The organism is Actinocorallia longicatena (assembly GCF_039534125.1).
In the GTDB taxonomy this organism is placed as follows: Bacteria; Actinomycetota; Actinomycetes; order Streptosporangiales; family Streptosporangiaceae; genus Actinocorallia; species Actinocorallia longicatena.
This window is the reverse complement of record NZ_BAAAUV010000037.1, coordinates 13,847-34,717: the sequence shown is the minus strand read 5'-3', so window position 1 is coordinate 34,717 and position 20,871 is coordinate 13,847. Positions and strand designations below refer to the sequence as shown.

Genomic DNA, 20,871 nt, shown 5'->3' with positions numbered 1-20,871 from the left:
CGGCCATACCAAACCCGTCGCCCGACCGACCAAAACGGGGTCCGTGACGCAGAATGATCATGAAGATCGGAGGACCTTGACACATACCGTGTTCCGGGCGCTGACGACCCGGCACCTCGATGACCTGCTGGTGAGAGCCGGACTCGACGAGGCGGATCGGGTCAGGGCGGCGGCCGTCGCCGCGGTTTTCCCGTTCCGCACCAACGCTTACGTGGTCGATTCCCTCATCGACTGGGCGGCCGCCCCCGACGATCCCCTGTTCCGTCTCAACTTCCCTCAGCCGGGCATGCTCGCCCCGGCCGACCTCGCCCGGATGGAAGGCCTGATCCGGAGCGAGGCCCCCGCCCGCGAGATGCGGGCGGCCGCCAACGAGATCCGGCGCCGGCACAACCCGCACCCCTCGGGACAGCTCGACCGGAACCAGCCCACCCTCGACGGAGTCCCGCTCGAAGGGCTCCAGCACAAGTACGCCGAGACCGTCCTGGTCTTTCCCAGCCAGGGCCAGACCTGTCACGCCTACTGCACCTACTGCTTCCGCTGGCCGCAGTTCGTCGGCGAGCCCGAGCTGAAGATCGCGACCGGCGACCAGGCGGCCATGAGCGCCTACCTGCGCGCCCATCCGGAGGTGACGAGCGTCCTCATCACCGGCGGCGACGCCCTCATCATGCGCACGGACGTCCTGCGCAGGTACGTCGAGCCGCTCCTGGAGATCGATCACATCGAGTCGATCCGTCTCGGCACCAAGGCCCTCGCCTACTGGCCCTTCCGCTTCACCACCGACCCCGACGCCGACGCCCTGCTCGCCCTGTTCGACCAGGTGATCGCGTCCGGCCGCCATCTGGCGGTCATGGCGCACTACAGCCATCCGGTCGAGCTCGACCCCGAACCGGCCAGGGAGGCGCTGCGGCGCGTCCGCTCGACCGGTGCCGTCATCCGGGCCCAGGGGCCGCTGATCCGCGGCGTCAACGACGAGCCCGCCGTCTGGTCCCGGCTGTGGCGGGAGTCGACCCGGCTCGGGGTCGTCCCGTACTACATGTTCGTCGAGCGGGACACGGGACCACAGGACCACTTCGGTGTCCCGCTCGCCCGTGCCGTCGACATCTTCCAGGAGGCGTTCGCGTCGGTGTCGGGCCTGGCCAGGACGGTCCGCGGCCCCGTCATGTCCGCCGATCCCGGTAAGGCCGTCGTCGACGGCACCGCCGAGATCGCGGGCGAGAAGGTCTTCGTCCTGCGGATGCTCCAGGCCCGCGACCCGTCACTGGTCGGACGGCCGTTCTTCGCCCGGTACGACCCGGACGCGACCTGGCTGTCCGATCTGCGCCCGGCCTACGGCACGGATCTCCTGCCCACCTAGTCACGGGAACCTGCGCAGCCAGCGGGTGCCGTAGGGCTCGAGGTCGAAAGCCGTCTCGTCGGTGAGGAGCGTCTCGGCGTTCTGGAGGAGGTCGACGAGGCGGCCGTCCAGGCCGTCCAGGGCGGGGGTGACCGTGACCGGGCGGTCGGCGAAATTGTGCAGGATCACGAGCGGCCCGTCGTCATCGTCGTCGTAGCGGTAGGCGAGGACGGCCGGGTCGCCGGAGTCGACGAGCGAGAAGGCGCCCCACGCCATCTCCGGGTTCTGCCGGTACCGCTCGGCGAGCATGCCCGTCCACGACAGCAGCGAGTCCGGATCGCCGCGCTGGGCGCTCACCGAGACGTGCTCGGGCGCGTAGTCGCCGGACGGCATCGGGATGTGCGGTTCGGCCGTGGAGAAGCCGCCGAACTCGTCCGGCCGCCACTGCATCGGGGTGCGGACCGCCATCCGGCTCGGCAGGTCGAGGTTCTCGCCCATGCCGATCTCCTCGCCGTAGAACAGGACGGGGGTCCCGGGGAGGGAGAACAGCATGCTGTAGGTCAGCTTCATCCGGCGGAGATCGCCGTCGAGCATCGGCGGGAGGCGGCGGCGCAGCCCGCGGCCGAACACCTGCATGTCCTCGTCGGGTCCGAACGCGGCGAAGACCTCGTTCCGCTCGTCCTCGGTGAGCTTGTCGAGGGTGAGCTCGTCGTGGTTGCGGACGAAGGTCGCCCACCGGGCGTCGCGCGGCGGCTCGGGGCGCTCCTTCAGCGCCTCGGCGAGGGGCGCGGCCTCGCCTCTGGCCATCGACAGGTACATGCGCTGCATGCCGATGAAGTCGAAGGCCATGGTCAGCTCGGGCCTGCCGTCGCCGAAGAACTCCATCATGTCGGGGTAGGGGATGTTGACCTCGCCGAGCAGCACCGAGTCGCCGTCGCGACGGCCGAGGAAGGCGCGCAGATCGGCCAGGTACTCGTGCGGACGGGGAAGACGCTGCTTCTCCTGCTCGCCGATGGTCTCCAGCATGAACGGGACGGCGTCGACCCGGAAGCCGGACAGGCCCAGCTCCATCCAGAAGCCGAGGATCCTGGCGATCTCGTCGCGGACCGCGGGGTTGGAGATGTTCAGGTCGGGCTGAAACCGGTAGAAGCGGTGCAGGAAGTACTGGCCGGTGCCCTCGTCGAGCTCCCAGACGCTGTTCTCCTGGTCGGGGAAGGCGATGTCCTTCGGGCCGTCCGCGGGGGGCTCGTCGACCCACACATACCAGTCGCGGTACTGGGAGTCCCTGGACGACCGGGCATCCTGGAACCAGGGGTGCTGGTCGGAGGTGTGGTTGACGACCAGGTCGGCGATCACCCGGATGCCGCGGTCGCGGGCGGTGCGCAGGAACTCCACCAGGTCGCCGAGCGTGCCGAGGCGCGGGTCGACGGCGTAGTAGTCGCTGATGTCGTAGCCGTCGTCCCTGCGCGGCGAGGGGAAGAACGGCATCAGCCAGATGCACGTCACCCCGAGGCGCTCGAGGTAGTCGACCTGCTGGGTCAGGCCCTTGAAGTCGCCGATCCCGTCCCCGTCGCCGTCCTTGTAGCACTCGACGTCGAGGCAGTAGATCACTGCGCTCTTCCACCACAGATCGGCCGTCCACGACATGTCCATGGCCGCCCCGCTACCCCGAATCGGCGCGGCCTATCGTGGAACCATGGCCACGTGGGAAGACGTCCAGCGGATCGCCCTCGCGATGCCCGGCACGACCGAGCGCGCGGGGCACGGAGACCAGCCGACCTGGCGGGTCGGGGACAAGGGGTTCGCCTGGGAGCGTCCGCTGCGCAAGACCGATCTGGCCGCGCTCGGCGACACCGCGCCGACCGGGCCGATCCTCGGCGTGCGCGTCCAGGACGAGGGCGTGAAGAGCGCCCTGATCGCCGATGACCCCGACGTCTACTTCACGATCCCGCACTTCGACGGCTATCCGGCCGTGCTGCTGCGGCTGGAGCGGATCGGGGTCGAGGAGCTCACCGAGCTGATGACCGAGGCCTGGCTGACCCGGGCGCCGAAACGGCTGGCCAAGGAGTTCCTCGGCGGGTAGCCGCGGTTCTTTACCTTCGGAAAAGGGTGAACCGGGTTCCCCTTGGGCATCTCTTGAACCAGAGAAGCTCCCCGCGGGGTTCTCAGCGCAGCCCCCTGGTGCTGAGGATCCCCGCGGGGAGCTCGTCATTACCGGACGGTAGTCTCGGGGCCATGCGGATCGCCTCGGATGTCGTCGACTACGAAGTTCTGGCCTCCTGGATGGACTCCCAGGGACTGCCCGGCGGGGAGATCGAGGACGTCGAGCAGCTCGGCGGGGGCACCCAGAACGTCCTGCTGAAGTTCCGGCGCGGCGGCACCGAGTTCGTGCTGCGGCGCGGGCCGAAGCATCTGCGGGCCAAGACCAACGAGGTGCTCCGCCGCGAGGCCAGGGTGCTCTCGGCCCTCGACGGCACCGATGTGCCCGCGCCGCGGATCATCGCGGCGTGCCCGGACGAGACCGTCATGCACGGGGCGGTCTTCTACCTGATGACGCCGGTGGACGGCTTCAACGCGACCACCGGGCTGCCCGCGTTGCACGCCGGCGACGCCTCGATCAGGCACCGGATGGGGCTCGAGGCGGCGATCTCCCTCGCCCGGCTGGGCGCGGTCGACCACGAGGCGGTCGGGCTCGACGGCTACGGGCGTCCCGAGGGCTTCCTCGAACGGCAGGTACCGCGCTGGACGAGCGAGCTGGAGGGCTACTCCAAGCTCGACGGCTACGACGGACCCGAGATCCCCGGGCTGGACGACGTGGCGGCGTGGCTGGAGTCGCACCGGCCGGCGGACTGGCGTCCGGGGATCATGCACGGGGACTACCACCTGGCGAACCTGATGTTCTCCCCCTCCGGGCCCGAGGTCGCGGCGATCGTGGACTGGGAGATGTCGACCATCGGCGATCCGCTGCTCGACCTCGGCTGGCTGCTGGCCACCTGGCCGGACGCCGACAGCGTCGACATCGCCGGGCCCGTCGGGCAGGCGGGCGGCCTGCCCGAACCGGCCGAGCTGATCGCCGCCTACGCCGCCAACAGCACCAGGAACCTCGACGCGATCGACTGGTACGCCGTGCTGGCCTGCTTCAAGCTCGGCATCGTGCTGGAGGGCACCCACGCCCGGGCCGCCGCGGGCAAGGCGCCCCGGGAGGTCGGCGACCTGCTGCACACGATCACCCTCGGCCTGTTCGCCAGGGCGGAGAAGTTCATCAGCGGCGGAGCGGCTTGACCCGCAGCTCCTCCCGGCTGTCGGCGATGAGCTGCTCGAGACGGCGCTCCCTGGTCTCGGGCCGCTTCGCACCGGTCACCCAGTGGACGGCGGCCTTGCGGTAGGAGGGGGCCTGCGCGGAGAACCACTCCCAGGCCACGGCCTCCTTCTCGAACAGCGCCTGCTGCTCGGGCGCGAGGGCGGACTCTCCCCGCTGTTCGTGGGAGTAGGGGGCGGGGGCGTCCTTGTCGCGGCGTTCGAAGGCCGCCACTCCCGCCGGGTGCATCAGGCCCTGGGCGGTGAGGTCGGCGATCTTCTGGATGTTGACCAGGCTCCAGTTGCTGCGCGGCTTCCTGGGCGTGAACCGGATCGTCCAGGCGTCGTCGCCGAGGCTGTTGCCGCGACCGTCGATCCAGCCGAAGCACAGGGCCTGGTCGACCGCCTGGGACCAGGTGAGGCCGGATCTGCCCGTGTGGGACTTCCAGAGGCCCACCTGGCACTCGGCCGCGTCGGCGTGGTGCTCCTCCAGCCAGGAGCGGAACGCGTCGGTGCTCGTGAAGAAGATCGGCTCCATGGAGCGGTGCCTCCGGCTGGTCGGGATCAGTGCGACTGTCACCCCCATTGAACAGGGCGGGTACGACGATTCCGAGGACGGCCGGCGGGCTCCTCCGGGTTCCCCGAGCGGGCGGCCGGCTCGGGGAACCCGGAGGGAGGGGCTCAGGCCTGCTTGATGACCTGGGTGCCCGCGAACTTGTCGTGGACGCCCTGGTAACGGCCGCTCTGGCCGTCGAGGAACGGGGAGAGCGCCACACCCAGGGTGACCAGGGCGCCGAGGGCCGACAGGAACAGCAGCACGCCGCCGAACAGGTAGAAGACCTGGCCGCCGTACAGGACGCCGGTGCGCTGCAGGATCGTCTGCTGGTCGAGCGGCGCCCCGTTCACGCGGACGATCTTCAGCTTCATGACCTTCTTGCCGATGGTCCGGCCGTCCTGGCTGGTCAGGCAGAAGTACTCGTAGCCGACGTACAGGCCGAGCAGCAGGATGCCGCTGACGAAGTAGGTCAGGAACCAGCTGCCGGAGGTCTCCAGCGTCCGCAGGTCGAGGGTGGGCGCGAAGATCGCCCGGACGACCGCGTTGATGACGATCGCGGGGATGAGCATGATCGCGCCGTCGATGAGGCGGGCGAGGAAGCGGTCGAGCATGATGTGGTTGCCCGAGCCCGCGGCGGGCGGCGGGTACTGGCCCTGCGGGGCGCCGTGCTGGGCGTACTGCCCCGGCGGCGGGTACTGGCCCTGCTGGAAGCCGGGCTGGCCGGGCTGCTGCGGGTAGCCCTGCTGCGGGGGCTGGCCCTGCTGGTAGCCGGGCTGCTGGGGCTGGCCGTAGTTCGGGGGCTCCGACGGCTGGCCCTGAGGCGGGTAGGACACGGGGGTCTCCTGGGATCGGCGAAATCTACTGTTGTCGTAACTATGACTCAATTGGGCCTGTTTCGGTTCGGTCTCGGCGGTGGTGTACGGGAGACGTCCGGGCGACCATGTGGCCATGCGATGGGGATTGCTGGGCGGATGCGGCGGGATCGTGGGCGGCGCCGTCGTCGGGGGGCTGATGGCCTACCAGGGTCTCGGCGGGGTGTTCTGGCTGTTCGTCGTGTACTCGGGGCTGACCGGAGTCGCCCTGGGATTCCTCGGGCGGCACCGGCCGGGCGGGGTCGTCGCGCTGGGCCTGCTGCTGGGCCTGCTCGGCTGGCTGGCCTGGACGCTCACCCTGGATCCGCTCCGGCGCGGTGAGACACCGACCTGGACGGCCGCCGCGGCGGCCGCCGAGTACCCCCGGCTCGTCGGGGACCTGCTGGCGGGGGCTATGGCGGGCGTCCTGTTCCCGCTGCTCGCCCGGTTCCTGCCCGAACGCGCGGAGCCGGAGCCCGCGGTCGCGGCGAGGATCGTCATCATCGGCGGTGGGTTCGGCGGGGTCGCCGCCGCGCAGCGGTTCGAGAAGCTCCGGGCGCGCGGGCGGGCCGTCGACGTCACCCTGGTCAGCGACTCCAACTTCCTGCTGTTCACGCCGATGCTCGCCGAGGTGGCCGGCGGGGCGCTCGAGGCCCAGCACATCAGCGCCCCGGTGCGCGCCTGCGCCCCGCACACCCGGTTCCGGCGCGGCGAGGTCACCCGGATCGACATCACCGAACGGGCCGTCGTGCTGCGGACGGGCGGCCTGCGGGACGAGCGGGTCCCCTTCGACCATCTCGTCGTGGCCACCGGCGTCGTTCCCGCGTTCTTCGGGCTGCCGGGCGTCGAGGAACGGGGGTTCACGCTCAAGACCCTCGGCGACGCGGCACGGCTGCGCGCCCACGTCCTCGGGCTGCTGGAACTGGCCGAGCAGGAGAGCGATCCGCGGGAGCGGGCCCGGCAGCTGTCGTTCGTCGTGGCGGGCGGCGGGTTCGCGGGGGCCGAGGCGGTGGCGGAGCTGTTCGACCTCGTTCACGGGGTCCTGCGGCACTATCCGGGCATCGATCCCGAGGAGCCCGCCTTCATGCTCGTCCACTCCGGGCAGCGGATCCTGCCGGAGCTGTCGGACCGGCTCGGCGATTACGCGCGGGAACGGCTGGAGGCGCGCGGCATCGGCTTCCGGTTCGGCGTCCGGGTCGCGGAGGTGGCCGAGAGCGCGGTCTGGCTGAACGACCGCACGTCGATCCCGGCCCGGACCCTGGTGTGGACGGCCGGCAACCGACCGGGGCCGCTCCTGTCGGGACGGAAGCTGACCACCGACGCGGCCCTGCGGGTCGAGGGGGTCGACGGCATCTGGGCGGTCGGTGACTGCGCGGAGATCCCCGATCCCGAGGGCAGGCCCTATCCGCCGACGGCCCAGCACGCGCTGCGCGAGGGCGCGCAGGTCGCCGACAACGTCGTCGCCGTTCTCGAGGGGCGTGCGCCGAAGCCCTTCGTGTTCCGGACGATCGGGATCCTCTGCCTGCTCGGGCACCGGACCGCGGCGGCGGAGATCAAGGGGCGGAGGTTCTCGGGCCTCGCGGCCTGGTTCCTGTGGCGCGGCATCTATCTGGCGAAACTGCCGGGAGCGGAGAAAAGGTTGCGGGTGCTGTCGGACTGGGTCATCGACCTGGCCTTTCCCCGGGACATCACGGTGAGCCGCGATGCGTGAGAACGAGCCCACGAGGGACGATCTGGTCGGCGGGGCATGGCGGGGCGCGGTCGCGGGTGTCGCGGGCGGGCTGGTGTTCGGGGCCTGCATGGCCTCCTACGGATCCCTGCCGACGGTCGCCTCGATCGTCCGGGTCTCCTCGCCCTACGCCGGGTTCGCCGTCCATCTGGTCATCGCCGCGGTCATCGGCACCGGGTTCGGGATCCTGGCCGGCCGGGTGCGCGGAGGTGAGCTGCTGTTCTGGGGCGTCATGTACGGCGGGTTCTGGTGGTTCCTCGGGCCGCAGACCCTGCTGCCGCTGCTCACCGGGGAGCCCGTCACCTGGGATCTGGCCGCGGCACAGCGGCTGTTGCCGAGCCTGTACGGCCACCTCGCCTACGGCGCGGTGACGGCCCTGGCGTTCGCGCTGCTCGGCAGGGGGAGACCGGACATCGGGCTGCGGCCTGTGCTGCGGGGCCTCGTGGCGGGGCCCGCGGCGGCGCTCGTCCTGCTTCCGGCGTCGAACCTGCTGGTGGCGGGCATCGTGGCCGGCATCGGATATCCGCTGCTGTTCTCCGGGCGCCGGGAGGGCACGGGGCCGGCGCTGATCAGGGGGACCGTGTACGGGTTCGTGGTGTGGGTGGCCGCCGGGCTCACCGCTCCCCCGCTGCTGCGCGGCGACGACCTCGACTGGTCCGCGGCCGCGACCCGGACGGCGGTGGGGTCACTGCCGGGGTACCTGCTGCTCGGCGCGGGGACGGCCCTGGTCTTCAGCTGGCTCGGGCTGCTGTCGCGGCTGCTGTTCGTCGATGACGTCCGGCGCCTTCACGACGAGGGGGCGGGGGCGCACGGGCTGCACGCGACCGGCTTCGGGATCCTGGCCGGGCTGCTCGGCGGCTCGGTGTTCGCGCTGGTGTGGTGGAGGTCGGGCGGCCTCGTCCAGGTGGCCGGGCTGGTCGGCGGGCACGGGCCGGTGCTCGGGTTGATCGTCCATCTCGTGATCGCCCAGCTGATCGGGGTGTCGTACGCGCTGCTGTTCCGGCGGCGGGCCTTCGACCTGGCGTCCGGGATCGGGTGGGGGGTCTCCTACGGGTTCCTGTGGTGGGTGCTCGGCGCGCTGACCCTGCTGCCCGCGCTGCTCGGGCTGCCGCTGCGGTGGAACGCCGCGGCGATCTCGACGGCGTTCCCCTCACTCGTCGGGCATCTGGCCTACGGGGCGGTGCTCGGTGCGATCCACCAGTACCTGGAGAACCGGGTGAATCCGTGGTGGGTGACGCGCGGGGAGGCCGAGACCGCCCGGGTCGTCGCCCGGCGGGAGCAGGCGCTCGGCTCGGCTCCCGCGCTCTGGATGGTGACGGTCCTGATCGCGGTGGCCGTCCCGGTGTTCACCGCGGGCGGCTGAGGCCCTCGGCAGGGAACCCCCTGCTCCAGGGGCCGTCCAGGGCGGGTCGAGGGTGTCGTCCGCGGGTCGGGGGAGTTGTCCACAGCCCCGGGCGCGGGCGGGCCGCGGTTCTGCCACGATATTCCGCATGGAGACGACCGAGGTCATGGAGGAGAGGCTTCCGCCCGCCGACTGGCGGCCGCGGAAGGCCTCGCCCGGTGCCGACGCGCTGTGGCTGTTCATCTCGATCGCCGCCGTGCTGGTGCTGGCGCGGATCTGGGTCGCGCCGCACGCGTCGGCTCCGGCGCTCCAGGCCTGGGCGACCATCTTCATCGCGATCTGCGTGCAGGCCCTGCCGTTCCTCGTGTTCGGGGTGGCGCTGTCGGCGGCGATCACCTCGTTCGTTCCGGCGAGGGTGTGGACCCGGGTGCTGCCCCGGCATCCGGCGGCGGCCGTCCCGGTGGCGGGGGTGTGCGGGGCGGTCCTGCCCGGCTGCGAGTGCGCCTCGGTGCCGGTCGCGGGCGGGCTGATGGCCAAGGGCGTCGCGCCGTCGGCGGCGCTGACCTTCCTGCTGGCCGCTCCGGCGATCAACCCGATCGTCATGGTGTCGACCGCGGTCGCCTTTCCCCGCGATCCCGGTCTGGTCGCAGGGCGGTTCGCCGCGTCGCTGACGGTGGCGGTGCTCGCCGGATGGCTGTGGCTGCGGTTCGGGCGGACCGATCTGATCAGGATCCCCCAGGGTCCCCCGCCGGGCGCCGGGAGGTGGGACTCCTTCCGGCAGGCGATGCGGCACGACCTCATGCACGCGGGCGGCTTCCTGGTCGTGGGCGGGGTCGCCGCGGCGACCATCAACGTCGTGGTGCCCGCCTCGTGGGTCGACTCCGTCGCCGGGATCCCCCTGGTCTCGGTGCTGATCCTCGCGGTGCTGGCCGTGCTGATGTCGATCTGCTCGGAGGCCGACGCGTTCGTGGCGGCCAGCCTCACCCAGTTCTCCCCGACCGCCAAGCTCGCCTTCCTCGTGGTCGGGCCGATGGTCGACCTCAAGCTGATCGCGCTGCAGAGCGGGATCTTCGGGCGGCGGTTCGCCGTCCGGTTCATTCCGCTCACCTTCGCGCTGGCCGTCGTCGTCAGCCTCGCCTACGGAAAGGCCTTCCTGTGACGCGCGCGGCCCAGAACCTGCTGCTCCTCCTGCTCGGCGGCGCGGTCCTGTGGATCACCCTCGGGACGGGCGAGTTCACGAACTACGTCAAGCCGGGGCTCGAGCTGCCGCTCGTCGGGTCGGCGCTCCTGCTCATCGTCCTCGGCCTGGCGGGGATGCGTCGCGACTGGAACGACGACGCGGACGAGCACCCGCACGGCCGCTCGGTGACGGAGGCACAGGCGCAGGCACCGGCGCAGCAGGAGCGTTCCGGTGCTCCGGGCGTGCCGCCCGCCGTCCGCGCCGGGGTCGAGGACGGCCCGGTCCCGGCGGTCACGGGCACGGCTCCGGAGGCGCTCACCGTCCCCGGCGGGCGGGAGCAAGGAACGCACGGGAGCGGGAAGGCCGAAGAAGGAGAAGGAGAAGAAGACGGGGGGCACGGGCACGCGCACGGGGGGCCTCGGGTGGCGTGGCTGCTGTGCCTGCCGGTGCTCGGCATCTTCGCGATCGCACCGCCGGAGCTCGGGGCGTTCACGGCGGACCGCAACTCCTCGGTCACGCGGGCCGTCGCGGCTCCTCCGTCGATCGACCAGGCGCTGCCGGCGGGGACCGGGCCGCTCGCCATGAGCGTCGCGGAGTTCGTCGGGCGGTCCTTCGAGGCGCAGATCGGCGGCGATCCGACTCTCGAGGGCAGGACCGTGAAGCTGATCGGGTTCGTGGCGCCGCGCAAGCAGGGCCACTGGTACCTCACCCGCCTCCAGATGAGCTGCTGTGCCGCCGACGCGATCGCGGTCCAGGTCATCGTGCTGGGCGCGGCCGAGCCGAAGAAGGGAGCCTGGGTCGAGGTGACCGGCGTCTGGAAGGCGCCGCCGGCGAAGGAATCCGGTAGCGGAGTGCATTACCTCAATGCCACGGGAGTGACCCCGGCGGCCAAGCCGGCCCACCCATATGAATAGATCTTTAGGCATGGCCGAAAGCCGGTACCTAACGGGCATTTGTTGGCTTATCGTCAGAGGGAAAACCCCTGAGGAGTGCCATGACACTGGTGTTGGTCGTCGCATGCCTGGCAGTAGCCGGCGCTGAGCTCTACCTGGCCTTCGGCCGTAGCAGACGCGACGCCACCACCCTCACCAAGCTCGAGGAACGCAACTCCGAGCTCGAGTCGCGGCTCGCCGAGGCGCTGACCCGCCTGGACGCGCTGGCCGCCGACCTGTCGACCCGCCCTGACACGACGGCGATCACCCGTCTGACCCGCAAGCTCGACTCGACCGTCGAGGAGCTCGGCACCCGTCTCGACGGCGCCCGCCGCACCCAGGAGGAGTTCGCGGAGCGCCACGACACCACCGCCGACGACTTCCGCCGCACCCAGGACGCCCTCGCCGCCCGTCTCGACGCCGCGGCCTACGACCTCCGCCATGTCGAGGACACGCTCGGCGACCGGCTGTCCCAGCTCGACGAGCACGACAGGGCGCTCGCGACACGGCTCCACCACCTCGAGCACGACAAGACGACGGCCGAGCACCTGGACGTCCTCGACCGGAACGACGCCGCGCTCGCCACGCGCCTGCACCACGCCGAGCACGAGGGTGCCGCCGCCGCGGACCGCCTCGACGCCCTCGCCGAGGCGCTCGAGACCGGACAGGCGAAGATCATGGAGCGCCTGGTCCAGCTCGACCAGAACGACGCCCGCCTCGCGGGCCGCGTCCAGCGCGTCGAACTGGATTCCACGGCCCTCCTGGCACGGGTCGACGCCGTGGACGGCACCGACCGCCACGCGCGCGTCGAGGAGCTCGGCCGCGAGAACGCCGAGCTCACCGAGCGACTGCGGCGCATCGAGCTGGACGGCATGCGGGTCGCGACGCGTGTCGACGGCCTGGGCGTGGCCGAGGTCGCCTCGCGGGTCGAGGAGCTCAGCCGGGAGAGCTTCGAGCTCACCGCGCGCCTGCGCCAGATCGAGCGTGAGGGCGCCGAGATCACGGCACGGATCGACGAGCTCGCCGAGGACGAGGCGGGCCGTACCGAGCTGCTCGATCTGCGCACCCGCACCGACCAGGCGCTGGAGCGCCTGGAAGAGCTCGACGCGGAGCGCGACCGCGACCTGGAGCGCTACCGCGATCTCGCCCAGGCCCTGGACACCGTCGAGGACCTTCTGGCCGGCCAGCGCGCCGAGACCGAGCCGACGACCGTCAAGGGCGGCCTGTCCGGTGACACGGCCGACGTCCACGAGATCCTCACCAAGACCTACGACGACTTCGTCGACACGATGGACCTCCGGGTCCGCATGCAGGTCCCGTCGGGTTCCTCCCCCTGGCAGACCCAGTACTACCTGGCCGGCAAGAACCCCGCGCGCCTTCGCCGCGACTTCGCCTCGCTCCTGAACTCCCTGCACACCGGCGCCACCGACCCCCGCACCGAGTCCCTGCACCGCCTGGCGACCGCCATGACCCAGGCCGACCAGGCCTACGCTCAGATCGGCCCCCTGGCACTCATCCGCCTGGGCGACACCCTCCTGTGCGGAGTCCTCACCGTGGCCGAGAACCGCCGCTTCGACGTCGACCGCTACCTCTCCGACCCCTCCGCCACCGCCGCCCGCCTCCGTCTCCTCCCCGACACCCGCTTCCGCGACCTCACCACCTGGCCCCAGACCGCCTGACCCGCCCGCCGGGCCCCGTCCCCTCGGCCAAGCCGGCCAGCCGCACCGCGACACGACCGAGACGCTCCCGCACCCGAGCACGATTCCGGCACTCGCCGAGCCGGACCCCGTCCCGAGGCCACCTGCTTCTGCGGGCCTGCGTCCTCTTCCGACTGTGCGAGCGCGCCTGTTCCTCGCCTCGCTCTGGGCGCCGGCTTCGCGGCGGGGGCGGTCGGGGTGGGGAGGACGGGTCAGCGGGTGCGGAGGGCCGCCAGGGCTTTGTCGGCGTGGGTGTTCATGCGGACCTCGGACTTGACGATCTCGAGGATGGTGCGGTCGGTGTCGATGACGAAGGTGACGCGCTTGGTGGGGACCAGGGCCAGGCCTCGCTTGACGCCGAAGGCCGAGCGGACGACGCCCTCGGGGTCGGCCAGGAGGGGGTAGCCGAGGGAGTACTTGCCGGAGAACTCGGCCTGCTTCTCGACCGAGTCGCCGGAGATACCGACCGGCTGGGCTCCCAGGGCCTTGAACTCGCCGACGATGTCCCGGAAGTGACAGGCCTCGGCGGTGCAGCCCGGGGTCATGGCCGCAGGGTAGAAGAACAGCACCACAGGGCCGTCCGCCAGCAGTTCGCTCAGCTTGCGGACCTGGCCGCTCTCGTCCGGGAGCGCGAAGTCCTCGACAACATCACCGATTTTCATGGGGGCCAACCTACCTCCCGGGCTGTTCGTCCCCTACCGGGCCCCCGCCGCTGCGGGCCAGGAGTTCCCATTCGGCCAGCTGGGTCTGGGGAGCTCCGTTGTTGCCGGTGATCTGGAGGCGGTAGTGGGTGTAGGGGGCGGGGTGGTCGATGGTGAAGGGGCGGGTCTGGAGGCGGTGGGGGAAGGTGGTGGAGGTGCGGGAGTCGAGAGTGGTCCAGGTCGTGCCGTCGTCGGAGGCCTGGAGGCGCCAGGAACTCGGGTCGGTGGCAGGTTGGTCGGCCGCGGAGGTCAGGGTGTACTGCTCCACGCGGGCCGGGGCCGGTAGCCGGGTCTCCACCGTGGCGGTGTCGAGGAAGGCCATCCACTGGGTGCGGGAGGTGTCGTCGGTCAGCGCGCCGACGCCCTGGGACGGGGCGTTCTGGCCGGTGGCGGTGAGGGTTCCGGCGCCGGTGACGTCGGCCAGGGGGCTCGGCACGTCGTCCTCGCCGGTGATCGACGGTGGGGCGTCGTCGGGGTTCGTTCCCCAGGCCGAGGGGTTCGGCCCCATCGTGAAGGTCAGTCTTCCGCCGGCCGTGATGTCGGCGTGGGTCAGGAAGGTCCGGGAGTAGGGCGCCCCGTTCAGGCGGGCGCTCTGGATATAGCGGTTCGTGTCGCTGACGCCCCGGGCCTCGACCGTGAAGCTCCTGCCGTTCTCCAGCGTGAGGACGGCCTTCGGGTGCAGCGGGGCGCCGATCGCGTACTCCGTCCCGCCGGGACGGGCGGGGTAGAAGCCGAGGGCGCTGAAGACGTACCAGGCCGACATCTGGCCGTTGTCCTCGTCGCCCGGGTAGCCGTTCCCCGTCCCCTCACCCGCGTCGTACAGGGTCGTCAGGACCGTTCTGACGAGGTCTTGTGCCTTGGCGGGCTGACCGGCGTAGTCGTACATGTAGATCATGTGGTGGACCGGCTCGTTGGAGTGGGCGTACTGGCCGAGCCCGAGGTCGGAGGCGCCGCGCATCTCCGGCGTCACCTTCCCGGAGGTTCCCGGGCGGTGGTCGCGGTCCGCCGCGAACAGCGCGTCGAGCTTGGCGGCGAGGCCGGACCGGCCGCCGTAGAGCGCGGCGAGCCCCTGGGGGTCCTGCGGCGCCGCCAGGGCGTAGTGCCAGGCGTTGCCCTCGGTGAACTCCGACGTCCAGGCGGCGGGGTCGAACGCGGCGCCGGGGGCGGGCCGGGCGCCCGAGGAGAGCCGTCCGCGGAAGAACCCGTCCGAGGAGGAGAAGAGGTTCACGTAGGACAGGCTCCGGTCGCGGAAGTAGGCAGCGTCCTCCTCGTGGCCGAGGGCGTGTGCCATCTGGGCGACGGCGAAGTCGTTGGCGGCGTCCTCCAGCGTCCAGGACGCCGATTCGGGCAGCAGGTCCGCCGGGACGTAGCGCTTGAAAGCCGATACCTCCAGGCCCTTGCGCCCCTTGTCGCCCGAGCCGGACGCGACGGTGGCGTTCTTCACCATCGCCGCGTAGGCCGCCTCGGGGTCGAAGCCGCGCACCCCCTTCAGGTAGGCGTCGGCCAGGGCGGTGTCCTGGTGGGTGCCGACCATGAGGTCGCGGTAGCCGGGGCCCGACCAGCGGGGCGTCCAGCCGCCCTCGGCTGCGGCGTTGACGAAGCCGCCGAGCATCTCGCCGCTCCTGTCCGGGGTGAGCAGCGTGTAGAGCGGCCAGACGGCGCGGGCGGTGTCCCAGAAGCCGTTGTTCACGTACATCCGGCCGTCGTGGACCGTGCCGTCGTAGGGGCTGAGGTACCGGCTCCTCCCCTCGACGGGTTCCGACCGCTCGTTCGGATACAGGTAGGCCCGGTACAGGTTGGAGTAGAAGACGACGAGGCGGTCGCGCGGTGCGCCCTCGATCCGGATCCGGCCGAGCACCTCATCCCAGCGCGCGGCGGCCTCCGCCCGCACCCGGTCGAAGGTCCGGCCGCCGACCTCCAGCCCGAGGTTCGCGGTGGCCTGGTCGACGCTGATGAAGGAGGTCGCCAGCCTGAGGACGACCCGCTCGCCGGCCCCGGTCGCGAACCGCACCCAGGCGCTCGTGCCCGGGCCCGTGCCGGTCCCCGACGCCTCGATGGCCTTGTCCACGGTGGCGGAGAAGTAGAGGATCTGGCCGCCGTGGTCGACCCGGCCGGTGATCGTGCGCGCCGGCGCGTCGACCTCGATCGCGCCGCTCGCCCAGTCGACGGTGTCGAACAGCAGGACGGAGTCCGCGGCGGCGGGGTAGGTGAAGCGCATCACGCCCGCGTGGTCGGACGGGGCCATCTCGGCGGTGATGCCGTAGGTGCCGAGCTCGGTCTTGTAGTAGTCGGCGCGCGCGACCTCGTCGGCATGGTCGAACACCGACCGGCGGGCGCGCGGCGAGGTCTTCGCCCCGCCGGTCATCGGCATCACCTGGAGCTGGGCGTAGTCGCCGACCCAGGGGCTGGCCTGGTGGCTGACCGCGAAGCCCTGGACGGTCTTCGCCGCGTAGGTGTACATCCAGCTGCCCGAGTTCCCCTGCGTGACGGGCGTCCAGAAGTTGAAGCCGTTCGGGACGGCGGCCGCCGGGAAGGTGTTGCCGCGCGAGTATGAACGGTCGGAGTTCGAGCCCCTGCGGGTGTCGACCAGCTCCGACGGGCGGGCGGGCGCCCCTCCGGCCTGGACGGCGAGGTCGTCGAGGTGGCCGGTGCCCGCGAGATGGCCGACGAGGATCCGCGAGACGGTCTTCCCCGCGGCCCGTTCGCCGACGGCCGTCCGCACGAGGTTCCACCGGCCCGGCCTCAGGGCGGCCGACTGGTCGGCGGGGTGCAGCCGGACGCCGTTCCGGTCGGTGGCGCCGGTGCCGCTGAGCAGGGTCCCGTCGGTGAACTCCAGATCGACGGCGGCACCCGCGCCGGCGAGATCCGGACGGACCCAGTACTCCAGGACGGTCTCGGCCGTGACCGCGAGGTCGACGTCGAAGACCGGGGCCGTCCCGGACGGCCCGGAGTAACGCAGCGCGCCGATGCCGGAGTGGGCGGGCCCCGCACCCGGCTCCAGGCCCTCGCCGGGGGACGGCCGCGGGTCGGACGCCTCGAAGCCCGCGGAGAAGTCACGGACCCCGGCCTCGGAGTCGAGCACGGGCACGGCCGCCACCAGGCCGCCCGCCAGCGCCGTCGCCGCGAGCCAGGCCCCGGGGCGGGATCGTCTCCACCTGCTCATGACGCGGCCGTCTGCTCCGGGACCGTCCCGGTCAGCCGGAGATCGCGGGAGGAGGAGCCTACTCTGATCGTCCGCTGCCCCGGCGGGGTGGTCCAGGCGCCGTCCGCCCAGTGCTGGAAGGCGCGGGCGGGCAGGACGACGGTGGCCCGCCGGGTCTGACCGGCCTTCAGCGGGATCCGCCGGAAGCCGCTCAGGGCGCGGGGCGGCCCGCCGGACGCGGGCGACCCGTCCACGTACACCTGGGCGATCTCGGCTCCGTCCCGGCCGCCGGTGTTGGTCACGTCGAAGGCGACGGTCACGTTCCCCGCTCCGTCGGGCGGCGTCACGGTGAGCCCCGTGTAGGCGTAGGTCGTGTAGGACAGGCCGTGGCCGAACGGGAACAGCGGCTCGACGCCGTGCCGGTCGTACCAGCGGTAGCCGACGTCGACGCCCTCGTCGTAGTGGACGGCGTCGGTGCCGGGGAAGCGCGCCTTCCCGTGCGCGGGCACGTCGGCCAGTGACTTGGGGAAGGTGACGGGCAGCCTGCCGGTGAAGTCCTCGTCGCCGAACAGCAGGGAGGCGAGGGCGTTGCCGAACTCCTGGCCGGGATACCAGGCCTCGACGACGGCGGGGACCGACTCCAGCCAGGGCATGGTCACGGCGGAACCGCTGGTGATGACGACGACCGTCCGGGGGTTGACGGCCGCGACCGCCGCGACCAGCCGGTTCTCCCGCTCCGGGAGGTCGATGTTCCCCAGGTCGCGGCTCTCGGTCTCGGGCAGCGCGGCGACCACCACGGCGACGTCGGCGTCCTCGGCCGCGGCGACGGCCTCGGCGTGCAGGTCCTGGCCGGGCAGCCGCCAGCCGAGGGTGAGGTTCGAGCCCCCCGCGAGCTGGCCGTAGTCGATCCGGATCGGCACGGGACGCCCGGCGGTGAGCCTGATCGTGCCGGTCGTGGTCGCGGTGGACCGCGGTCCCGAGCGGTCGATCACCCGGGCTCCGCCGATCGTCAGGCGGCCGCCGTCGTCGCTGGTCAGGGAGAAGGTGTAGGTGCCGGTGGCGGGCGGCGTCAGGGTGCCGGTCCAGCGCGCCGACCAGTTCTCGCGGGGCATCCCGCCGACGGGCGGGCCGCCGTTCCAGGCAAAGTCGACCTCCGGATCGACCCGGGAGGCCACCGGGGCTCCGGTGCGCCCGGCACGGGGGAAGAACTCGGCGGTCAGGCCGCTGCCCGCGCCGCCGGCCGGGGTGAGCCGGTCGGACGGGACGACCGGGAGGGCTCCGTCGGCCCGGGGCGTTCCGGGACTGTAGCCGACCGTGACACCGGCTCCCGCCCTGGCCTTGATCCCGGCGTAGGGCGTGACGACCCCCGCGCCGATGACCCCGGCGCTGCCGCCGCCCGAGGTCAGCGCGCCGGGTCCGGCGCCCGCGCCGAGGACGGCGATCGAGCGGGCGGCGCCGGTCAGCGGCAGCAGGCCGGTGTTCTTGAGCAGCACGCTGCCCTGAGCCGCCACCCGGCGGGCCACCGCCACGTGCTCGGGCCTCGTGACGACGGAGGTGGTCGTCCCGGTCATCGCGCGGTCGAACAGCCCGGCACGGAACATCGCGGTGAGGATCCGCCGGACCTTGTCGTCGATGACGGCCACCGGCACCCGGCCGTCGGCGACCGCGGCGGTCAGGGCGGCCCCGAAGTAGCGGTCGTCGGGCATCTCCATGTCCAGGCCGCCGAGCGCGGACGGGACGGTCGAGTAGGTCGCGCCCCAGTCGGAGGTCACGAATCCGGAGAAGCCGAAATCGGTCTTGAGCAGGCCGTTCTGCAGCGGGCCGTTCTCGCAGGCGGGCGCGCCGTTGACCCGGTTGTAGGAGCACATCACCGAGCCGACCCCGGCGCGGACGGCCGCCTCGAACGCCGGGCTGTAGATCTCTCGCCGCGCCCGTTCGGAGACGACCGCGTCGCCCGCGGGCTTCCTGCGGTGGGTCTCCTGGTTGTAGACCATGAAGTGCTTGATCTGGGCCATCGGCCCCTGGCTCTGGATCCCCTCGATGTCGGCGACGCCCATCTCGGCCGCGAGATGGGGGTCCTCGCCGAACGACTCGAACGCCCGGCCCCACCGGGGATCGCGCACGATGTTGACGGTCGGGCCGAGCTCGACGTTGGCGCCCTTGCCCCACTGCTCGGCGCCGAGCACCCGGCCGTAGTCGCGCATCAGTCCGGTGTCCCAGGTGGCCGCGGCAGCGACCGGCGCCGCGAGCTGCGTCACCCCCGTCAGCCCCTGGCCGACGCCCGCCGGTCCGTCCTGGAGATGGAGCGGCGGGATCCCCAGGCGCGCGTTGCCGTCGACGCAGCCGACGTATCCGCATTCGGCGCCGCCGTGCAGCATCGTGAGCTTCTCCGGCAGGGTCATGGCGGCGAGGAGCGCCGCGGCCCTGGCCTCGGGCGCGCGCCCGGCGTTCTCCCACGGACGGCCCCGCGGCTCCCCGCGCGTCCCGGGGACCCCCGGCAGCACGGCCACGAGCAGCGCGACGACGGCCACCCTCCCCCACGAGCGGTAGCTACGCACCCGGCCGCCCGAGCACGGGACAGGGAGGAGTACTCATCTGATGCGCCCTTCGAAGAACGGGAAGCGCCGCCGGACGACGGCCGAGAGCGCCCGGGAGGGGCTCCGCTTCCACCGGAAAAGGAGAGGGCGCCCCGAGGCTAGAAGATGTCCGATATGCAGGTCAATAGCCCACAAAGCACTACAAAGGCATGAGCGTCGGGCTCCCGCCCCGTGAGGAGCGCAGAGCCTGGCGCCTAAGGTTGGGGTGTGAAAGCTACTGAAGTGGTGGTCCGGAAGGCTCAGGGTCCGGGCGGGGTGGCGCGGACCGGGGTCGTCCTGGCCCGGAACGCCGGGGTGCTGCGGGTCCGGTGGGACGATGACGGCACCGAGGAGGACGCGAGGATCGGCGGGTCCACGACCTTCGCTCCGGCCGGATCGCTGCGGCACCAGTCGCTGGTCGATCCGGGACCGCTGGCCGAGCGGCTCGAGACCGAGCCCCTCGAGGTGGTGCTGCAGCTTTTGCGGGAGGCGCGGACGCCCATGCGGACGCCCGTCATCAAGGACCAGCTCAAGGTGCTCGGGCTGAGCCAGGAGGCGGTGGACCGGGCGTGGCGGAAGGTCCAGTCGAGGCTTACGGGCATCGAGGAGGTCAGGATCCGCACGTCGGGCTACCGGTGGATCGGGCCGGTGGAGCCGCGTCCGGCCGTCCCGGAGACCGTCGAGGTCGCCGCGACCGGCCCGCGCGGCCCCGTGGACGAGGCGGAGGCGATCGCCGAGGCGCTGCGGTCGGCGGACGGACCCGAGGCGAAAGCCTGGTCCGAGGCGCTCAGCTGGTACGCCTCCCTGCTCAGCGGCGACGAAGAGGCGAACCGGGCCAAGGAGCAGTTCACCCGGCGCTTCTCCCTCGACCCCTGGAACCTCTGAACGAGACCCCGTCACCGAATTGACTCGAAGTGCTACAGAGAGTTAAATAGCCTCTGAGAATCTCAGTTTGGGGCACGGATGCGGATCGAAGAACGCCGGGCCCGGCTGGTCACCCGATTCGGCCGGCTGGACCTGGAGAAGCACGGGCGGCTGGACCACGCGGACGCGGCGTCGGCCGCCCGGAGGCTGAGCGAGGGCGTCGGCCGCACCGCGGGCTGCCGCGAGGAGCGCCTTCTCGAGGCGGCCCTCCGCCAGGTGTGGGACGCCGTCTGCGACGGGCGGTTCGAGCCCGTGGACTCCGCGCGGTTCGCCTGGTCGGTCGACCGCTACGGCAGGGCGGTGGCGGTCGCCGTCCAGGCCGCGGCCGACGCGACGTTCGACCTCGCCGACCTCGACGGCCACGGCCGGCTGAACCTCAGGGAGTACGCCGCCCTCTGCTTCGCGTGCGGCGTGCCCGACTTCGAGATCATCGACGGGTTCGAGCGGATGGCCCCCGACGGCCTGCTGGCGCGGGACCGTTTCAGGGAGGCCACCCTGCGTTACTGGCTCGGCTACGACTCCTGACCCGGACGCTTTCCCCACGTGTCAAGAGGTACGCTTTTCACGATCAATGCCTTAAACGGCATATCCATGGCAACGGATAAATGCTC

The 20,871-nt window shown here is 72.0% G+C and carries 16 protein-coding genes; 10 read left to right on the top strand and 6 right to left on the bottom strand.

Annotated features, from left to right (window positions below; translation table 11 throughout):
* Positions 1-76: 76 nt before the first annotated feature.
* Complete coding sequence (locus ABD785_RS37410; protein ID WP_344838468.1) at positions 77-1,354, top strand: KamA family radical SAM protein; 1,278 nt, start codon at positions 77-79, stop codon at positions 1,352-1,354.
* Here the strand turns inward: ABD785_RS37410 and ABD785_RS37405 are convergent, their stop codons facing one another.
* Positions 1,355-2,986: an alpha-amylase family protein gene (locus ABD785_RS37405; RefSeq protein WP_344838464.1), complete on the bottom strand. Its 1,632-nt coding sequence runs from the start codon at positions 2,984-2,986 to the stop codon at positions 1,355-1,357. It lies immediately after the preceding gene.
* 43 nt (positions 2,987-3,029) lie between these two features.
* Between ABD785_RS37405 and ABD785_RS37400 the strand changes: the two genes are divergently transcribed.
* Together ABD785_RS37400 and ABD785_RS37395 are read left to right on the top strand one after the other, a co-directional pair.
* On the top strand, positions 3,030-3,416 hold the full coding sequence (locus tag ABD785_RS37400; RefSeq protein ID WP_344838461.1) for an MmcQ/YjbR family DNA-binding protein: 387 nt from the start codon (positions 3,030-3,032) through the stop codon (positions 3,414-3,416).
* A 152-nt stretch (positions 3,417-3,568) separates the two neighbouring features.
* The gene (locus ABD785_RS37395) at positions 3,569-4,615 is read left to right on the top strand and encodes a phosphotransferase family protein (RefSeq protein ID WP_344838459.1); all 1,047 of its coding nucleotides are present in this window, start codon (positions 3,569-3,571) and stop codon (positions 4,613-4,615) included.
* On the opposite strand, the gene ABD785_RS37390 is transcribed toward ABD785_RS37395, so the two are convergent.
* Entirely contained in the window at positions 4,596-5,210 is a 615-nt protein-coding gene (locus ABD785_RS37390; RefSeq protein WP_344838456.1) for a YdeI/OmpD-associated family protein, read from the bottom strand. The two genes, ABD785_RS37395 and ABD785_RS37390, sit on opposite strands and share 20 nt — an antisense overlap.
* Positions 5,211-5,311: 101 nt before the next feature.
* Positions 5,312-6,019 (bottom strand): RDD family protein, encoded by a 708-nt coding sequence (locus ABD785_RS37385; RefSeq protein ID WP_344838453.1) that lies wholly within the window; start codon positions 6,017-6,019, stop codon positions 5,312-5,314.
* A 115-nt stretch (positions 6,020-6,134) separates the two neighbouring features.
* Between ABD785_RS37385 and ABD785_RS37380 the strand changes: the two genes are divergently transcribed.
* The 5 genes from ABD785_RS37380 to ABD785_RS37360 all read left to right on the top strand — a co-directional run bounded on the left by ABD785_RS37380 (position 6,135) and on the right by ABD785_RS37360 (position 12,899).
* Complete coding sequence (locus ABD785_RS37380) at positions 6,135-7,748, top strand: NAD(P)/FAD-dependent oxidoreductase (RefSeq protein WP_344838449.1); 1,614 nt, start codon at positions 6,135-6,137, stop codon at positions 7,746-7,748.
* Entirely contained in the window at positions 7,741-9,129 is a 1,389-nt protein-coding gene (locus tag ABD785_RS37375; RefSeq protein ID WP_344838446.1) for a hypothetical protein, read from the top strand. The genes ABD785_RS37380 and ABD785_RS37375 overlap by 8 nt, the downstream gene beginning before the upstream one ends.
* A 127-nt stretch (positions 9,130-9,256) precedes the next feature.
* Positions 9,257-10,267, top strand: a complete 1,011-nt coding sequence (locus ABD785_RS37370) for a permease (protein ID WP_344838443.1) — start codon at positions 9,257-9,259, stop codon at positions 10,265-10,267.
* Positions 10,264-11,202, top strand: coding sequence for a TIGR03943 family putative permease subunit (locus ABD785_RS37365; RefSeq protein ID WP_344838441.1), 939 nt, complete (start codon positions 10,264-10,266; stop codon positions 11,200-11,202). The genes ABD785_RS37370 and ABD785_RS37365 overlap by 4 nt, the downstream gene beginning before the upstream one ends.
* An 80-nt stretch (positions 11,203-11,282) precedes the next feature.
* Positions 11,283-12,899, top strand: a complete 1,617-nt coding sequence (locus ABD785_RS37360) for a coiled-coil domain-containing protein (protein WP_344838438.1) — start codon at positions 11,283-11,285, stop codon at positions 12,897-12,899.
* Positions 12,900-13,129: 230 nt separating this feature from the next.
* Here the strand turns inward: ABD785_RS37360 and ABD785_RS37355 are convergent, their stop codons facing one another.
* The 3 genes from ABD785_RS37355 to ABD785_RS37345 are packed head-to-tail and all read right to left on the bottom strand — an operon-like array spanning position 13,130 to position 19,318.
* Positions 13,130-13,579, bottom strand: a complete 450-nt coding sequence (locus ABD785_RS37355) for a peroxiredoxin (RefSeq protein WP_344838436.1) — start codon at positions 13,577-13,579, stop codon at positions 13,130-13,132.
* Positions 13,580-13,589: 10 nt separating this feature from the next.
* Entirely contained in the window at positions 13,590-16,781 is a 3,192-nt protein-coding gene (locus tag ABD785_RS37350; protein WP_344838433.1) for a GH92 family glycosyl hydrolase, read from the bottom strand.
* Positions 16,778-19,318, bottom strand: a complete 2,541-nt coding sequence (locus ABD785_RS37345; protein WP_344838430.1) for a glycoside hydrolase family 3 protein — start codon at positions 19,316-19,318, stop codon at positions 16,778-16,780. The genes ABD785_RS37350 and ABD785_RS37345 overlap by 4 nt, the downstream gene beginning before the upstream one ends.
* Positions 19,319-19,564: 246 nt before the next feature.
* Here ABD785_RS37345 and ABD785_RS37340 point away from each other — a divergent pair, with 246 nt between their 5' ends.
* Positions 19,565-20,221, top strand: a complete 657-nt coding sequence (locus tag ABD785_RS37340) for a hypothetical protein (RefSeq protein WP_344838427.1) — start codon at positions 19,565-19,567, stop codon at positions 20,219-20,221.
* 78 nt (positions 20,222-20,299) lie between these two features.
* The gene (locus tag ABD785_RS37335; protein ID WP_344838425.1) at positions 20,300-20,785 is read left to right on the top strand and encodes an EF-hand domain-containing protein; all 486 of its coding nucleotides are present in this window, start codon (positions 20,300-20,302) and stop codon (positions 20,783-20,785) included.
* Positions 20,786-20,871: the final 86 nt, after the last annotated feature.